The 5557-nt window shown below is 57.9% G+C and carries 6 protein-coding genes and 1 pseudogene; 3 read left to right on the forward strand and 4 right to left on the reverse strand.

All coding sequences use genetic code 11. The features are described from left to right. The 4 genes and pseudogenes from GIW04_RS31355 to argH all read right to left on the reverse strand — a co-directional run. Window positions 1-120 (reverse strand): annotated as a pseudogene (locus GIW04_RS31355) (ABC transporter substrate-binding protein); the annotation flags it as partial. Window positions 121-145: 25 nt separating this feature from the next. Next, on the reverse strand, window positions 146-910 hold the full coding sequence (locus GIW04_RS27250) for an amino acid ABC transporter ATP-binding protein (RefSeq protein ID WP_003193648.1): 765 nt from the start codon (window positions 908-910) through the stop codon (window positions 146-148). A 24-nt stretch (window positions 911-934) separates the two neighbouring features. Further along, window positions 935-1813 (reverse strand): amino acid ABC transporter permease, encoded by an 879-nt coding sequence (locus GIW04_RS27255; protein ID WP_120248638.1) that lies wholly within the window; start codon window positions 1811-1813, stop codon window positions 935-937. A 123-nt stretch (window positions 1814-1936) separates the two neighbouring features. Then, on the reverse strand, window positions 1937-3364 hold the full coding sequence (argH, locus tag GIW04_RS27260) for an argininosuccinate lyase (RefSeq protein ID WP_047711616.1): 1428 nt from the start codon (window positions 3362-3364) through the stop codon (window positions 1937-1939). Between the two features lie 193 nt (window positions 3365-3557). On the opposite strand from argH, the gene GIW04_RS27265 reads away from it, so the two are divergent. The 3 genes from GIW04_RS27265 (at window position 3558) to vapC (ending at window position 5468) form a co-directional block, all read left to right on the forward strand. After that, complete coding sequence (locus GIW04_RS27265) at window positions 3558-4517, forward strand: LysR family transcriptional regulator (RefSeq protein WP_120248639.1); 960 nt, start codon at window positions 3558-3560, stop codon at window positions 4515-4517. Window positions 4518-4839: 322 nt separating this feature from the next. Beyond that, on the forward strand, window positions 4840-5070 hold the full coding sequence (gene vapB / locus GIW04_RS27270; RefSeq protein WP_034135537.1) for a type II toxin-antitoxin system VapB family antitoxin: 231 nt from the start codon (window positions 4840-4842) through the stop codon (window positions 5068-5070). After that, window positions 5070-5468, forward strand: coding sequence for a type II toxin-antitoxin system tRNA(fMet)-specific endonuclease VapC (gene vapC, locus GIW04_RS27275; RefSeq protein ID WP_047711614.1), 399 nt, complete (start codon window positions 5070-5072; stop codon window positions 5466-5468). Before vapB ends, vapC begins: the two co-directional genes overlap by 1 nt. The last annotated feature ends 89 nt before the right edge of the window (window positions 5469-5557 follow it).

Below are 5557 nucleotides of genomic sequence, written 5' to 3' on the forward strand. Positions count from 1 at the left end.
GTTCGGCACGATGGCCGCGCTGATCTCACCCTTGTCCTTGATGGCTTGCGGCAAGGCCGCCAATACACACGAGGAGGCCATCAGGCCGGCAAGCAAGGAAGGGATAAACATCTTTTTCATGGGGGCGTTCTCGTTAGTTTTTTAGTTAAGTGCGAACGGCAGAAATAAAGCTTTGGGTACGTGGATTTTGTGGGCTTATTAGAATGTCTTCCGGGCTGCCGGCTTCCACAATCTGGCCGGCGTCCATAAACACCATGCGGTTGGACACTTCGCGAGCGAAGCCCAACTCATGGGTGACCACGATCATGGTCATGCCGGTGGTGGCCAAATCGCGCATCACCGACAGCACTTCGCCTACCAGCTCCGGGTCGAGGGCTGACGTGGGTTCGTCAAACAGCATCAACTTGGGGCGCATGGCCAAGGCACGGGCGATTGCCACGCGCTGTTGCTGGCCACCGGACAATTCCACTGGGTAGGCATTGCGCTTGTCTGCCAGGCCAACGCGGGCCAGCAGTTCCAATGCATCTTCGATGGCTTCCTTGGGCGAGCGCTTGAGCACTTGGCACGGGCCTTCGATGATGTTTTGCAACACGGTCATGTGCGGGAACAAATTGAATCGCTGGAACACCATGCCGGTGGCCAGGCGCTGGCGGGCGATCTGCGCTTCGTTCATCTCGTGCAGCTTGTTGCCGACCACCCGATAACCGACCAATTCGCCATCGACCCACAGGCCGCCCTTGTCGATTTTTTCCAGCTGGTTGACGCAACGCAGCAACGTACTTTTACCCGAGCCGGACGGGCCAATGATGCACATCACCTCGCCTTGCTCGACCTCGATATTGATGTCACGCAGGGCGTGATACTGGTCGTAATACTTGTTCAGGTTGACGGCCTTGACGATGCTTCTCATGGGGCAAATCTCCTCAACCCAGGCTTACGAACGCTTGCCGGCGCCGCGGGCAAAACGACGCTCGAGGCGGCTTTGACCAAATGAAAGAACAGTCACCACCGCCAGGTACCAGATGCCCGCCACAATCAGCAGCTCCATCACCCGGGCGTTGGCGTAGTAGATGTTTTGCGCGTTGTGCAGCAGCTCGGAGTACTGGATCACACTGGCCAGGCTGGTCATTTTCACCATGCTGATGAACTCGTTGCCCACGGGCGGGATGATCACGCGCATGGCCTGCGGCAGAATGATCCTACGCAGCGCTTGCAGGCTCGGCATGCCGATGGACTTGGCCGCCTCATATTGACCGGTGTCCACCGACAGCAAGCCGGCGCGCACCACCTCAGCGGTATAGGCGCCCTGGTTGATGCTCAAGCCGAGCAAGGCGGCCACAAAGGGCGTCATCAGGTCGACGGTGTCGATGCTGAACAGGCCCGGAATCGCGATCACCGGGAAGATCAACGCCAGGTTGAACCACAGCAGCAGTTGCAAAATCAGCGGTGTACCGCGAAACAACCAGGTGTAGGTGATGGCCACGTAACGCAGGATCGGGTTGGCCGACATGCGCATGATCGCGGTGATCACCCCGATCACCACGCCCAGCGCCATCGCCAGGATCGACATGACGATGGTGTTCGCCAGGCCCCAGAGGATGGCTTGCGACGTGAGGAACTGACCAATGTAGGACCATTCGATCTGGCCATTGGCAAACGCGCGCAACAGCGCAGCCAACACAATCACGATCAACGTGGCAAAAAACATCCGCCCGTAATACCGCCGCGGCACATGCTCGTACTGCGTGATATCGAACTGGTTTTCAGACAACTTGCGCTCGGCTTCCAAGCGCTCGGCCGGGGTTTGATTCATGTTGCTACTCCAAAACTAATGACGCTCTAACCGATGTACACGGTGTTACGGTTGAAACCCGGTCAAATGTGGGAGCTGGCTTGCCTGCGAAAGCGCCGGTGAGCTCACCACACCTACCAAGGCTTAAATCCGAAACCCCTGATAACTCTCAGCCCACTTCTGCTGTTCAGCCAAAGCAGTCTTCAACCGCCCAATCTGCTCCTTCACCCGCTCCGGCGCAGTCCCACCCCAGCCACTGCGCGCCGCAATCGCCGCCTCCAGGGTCAGGCAATCACGCACGTCCGGGGTGAGCCGCCCATCCACCTCCGCCAACATCGCCGGTGAGGCTTCCCACAACTCAATTTCATGTTTCTCACAGGCCTGTACCAACGCGCCGGTAATCTCATGGGCCTCCTTGAATGGCACGCCACGCGTTGCCAACCAATCCGCCACCTCCGTCGCCAAGGTAAAACCCATCGGCGCCTGACGCCGCAGCTCGTCGACCTGCACCTTCATGGTCGCCACCATGCCGGCCATCGCCGGCAACACCAGCAGCAAGGTGTCCACGCTATCCAACACGCTGTGCTTGTCTTCACTCAAATCGCGGTTGTACGACAGCGGCAACGACTTGAGCGTCGACATCAACCCGGTCAGGTTGCCGATCAAACGCCCGGCCTTGCCCCTCGCCAGTTCGGCAATGTCCGGATTCTTCTTCTGCGGCATGATCGAACTGCCGGTGGCGTAGGCATCGTCCAACACCACCCAGCGAAACTGGCGCGACGACCACAGGCAAAACTCCTCCGACAGCCGCGAAATATTCACCCCGAGCATGCCCGCTACAAACAGGAACTCCGCCACATGGTCACGGCTGGCGACAGCGTCGATGGAGTTTTCACACGGCCCGGTGTAGCCCATTTCCTTAGCCGAGTGCTGCGGCTGACGTGCTATCGCCGAACCTGCCATCGCTGCCGCGCCCAATGGCGACAGCGCCGTACGCGCATCCCAATCCACCAGGCGCTGCACATCGCGCAGCATCGACTGCGCGTGAGCCAGCAAGTGATGGGCGAACACAATGGGTTGCGCCTGCTGCAAATGGGTAAAGCCTGGGCAGATGCTCTGCACATGTTGCTCGGCCTGTTCAACCAACGCCTGCTGCAAGCCCAACACCTCGGTGGCGATGGTGCGCGCATGGTCACGCAGGAACAGGCGCAGATCGTTGGCCGTCTGGTCATTGCGCGAGCGCCCGGCGCGCAACTTGCCGCCAAGGGCGCCCAGGCGCTCGGTCAATACGCGTTCGATAAAGGTGTGCACGTCCTCGTCATCCAGGGAGGGATGCAGGCGGCCGGCGGCGAAATCCTCACCGATACGGTCCAGGGCTTCGAGGGTGCGCAGGGTTTCTGACTCATCCAGCAAACCGGCGCGCTGCAACTCACGGGCATGGGCACGGGAGCCGGCCAGGTCGTAGGGCGTCAGGCGAAAATAACGCTCAGGGCAACGCGACAACGCGGCCAACGCCGCAGACGGACCGGTCTTGAAACGAGCGCCCCAAAGGCGGTCGGTGGGCTGGGACATGGGTATTCCTCACGCTTGTTTTTAGAAGAGTCGGAGGCAGTTTCAACAGAAATTTATCGGTGTAGAACCGGCATCTGACGCGCCGTATTCAAGGTTGCCAAGGGCGGATGTTTATGTTCATTATCGCCGCCTGGCTATGTTCAAGGATTGGGTTCAAGCCTGTTGAATATGGCACTCGAGGTCAACGCGCATTATGGAAACCCCACTTTCCACTTCTGGAAACCTACCGCCAAAACCCGGCACCCGAGCACCGCTGCAATTGAGCGGGTTGGACTTCAAATTGCTGCGGGTATTTATGGCCGTGGTCGAAGCCGGCGGCTTCAGTGCTGCGCAAAACGAGTTGAACGTGGGCCTGGCGGCCATCAGCAAACAGATCTCTGACCTCGAGATTCGCATCGGCATGCGCCTGTGTACACGGGGCCGCGAAGGGTTCGGGCTGACCGAAGAAGGCAAGTTGGTGTATCAAGCGTCCATCGAGTTATTCACCTCGGTGGACAGTTTTCGCGACAAGCTTAGTTCGGCGCAGAATGAACTCATCGGCGACCTGAGTGTGGGCGTTATTGATAACACCGTCTCCGACGTTAATTCCCCACTGATTACCGCCCTGGGCAACTTACATCGCCAATCGCCAAAAATAAGATTGCGCCTACATGCCTCGCAATTGGACGAAGTTGAACGCGGCGTCGTGGAAGGGCGCCTGGTCGCCGGCATCGTCCCGGTGTACCAACGCCGTGAAGAGTTCGACTACTTCCCGCTCTACGAAGAAAAGGCCCACGCCTACTGCGCCGTAGGGCATCCACTGTTCACCGCCAGCGACATCACCCCCGATGCCCTTCGCCAATACGAAGTGGTGAACCATCGGTATGCGATCCATCGCGACAAGGCCAACTTCGTCAACCACGACAGCCAGTCCGCGTCGGCCTCACAAGTGGAAGCTGTCGCCATTCTGATTCTGACTGGCCGCTTCCTGGGCTTTCTGCCAGAACACTACGCCACGCCACTGGTAAGGGAAGGGCGCCTGCGCGCACTGTGCTCGGAACAGGTACAGCTAAGCACCGCGTTCAACTTGATCCTGCGCCACAACGCCCCGAGAAGCCCGATGGTAAAAGCCTTCGCCACAGCGCTGGGTGTACACCTGAAGACGCCGGCCTAAGCCTCAACAAAGCTCAAATGTGGGAGCTGTCGAGCCCCAGCGAGGCTGCGATGGGGGAGCACCTCGGTCGCCCGTCGATCTACAAACCCGTATCGCTAGCTTTTTCGAAGCGAGAAGTGGATTTTTTAACGAATTTCAATACTCATTACTATTTTTCGCGACCGCAGAGGATGATAGGTCTGTTTCATGAAGGCCGTGAGCGCCTTCATGCTTGGCTTGCCGAAAATCAACGTTCAACCAGTAACGAAATGTATATCCCGTTGACATATCCATTTCGTGGTGTAGCGTTGCGTAATCACACGACCACTGGAGGTAGGCCAATATGGATCAAGGTTCTGTATTTCAAAGCAACCGCAGCCAAGCTGTACGTTTGCCAAAGGCAGCTGCGCTGCCGGATGACGTAAAACGTGTAGATGTCGTCTCAATCGGTAGGGCCCGAATCATCACCCCAGCCGGTGAGTCATGGGACAGCTGGTTCGATGGCGAGGGTGTCACGCCGGATTTCATGAACGACCGAGATCAGCCTGCTGACCAAGAGCGGGAATCTTTTTAATGCTCAAGTTCATGCTCGATACCAACATCTGTATCTTCACAATCAAAAACAGACCTCAGCAGGTGCGCGAAACCTTCAAAAAGCACTATGGCCAACTAGCTATCAGTACAGTAACCCTGATGGAGCTGATTTACGGCGCGGAAAAATCACCTAACCCAGAGCGAAACTTGGCTGATGTCGAAGGCTTTGCAGCACGTCTGGAAGTTTTGAAATACGACCAGAATGCCGCTATGCACACAGGCCAACTTCGCGCTGAGCTAGCGAGAGCTGGTACTCCGATAGGTTCATACGACCAGATGATCGCTGGGCATGCCCGTTCGCAGGGCCTGATTATGGTCACTAACAACCGGCGCGAGTTCGACCGCGTGCCAGGTTTGCGGGTAGAAGATTGGGTGTAAGCGGCGAGGTAAAATGCCGTACCGAATACGGTTTACGCACCACGCCGATCCAAATGTGGGAGCTGTCGAGCCCCAGCGAGGCTGCGATG

This window comes from Pseudomonas sp. PA-4-8C (assembly GCF_021606625.1).
Lineage (GTDB): Bacteria > Pseudomonadota > Gammaproteobacteria > Pseudomonadales > Pseudomonadaceae > Aquipseudomonas > Aquipseudomonas lactis.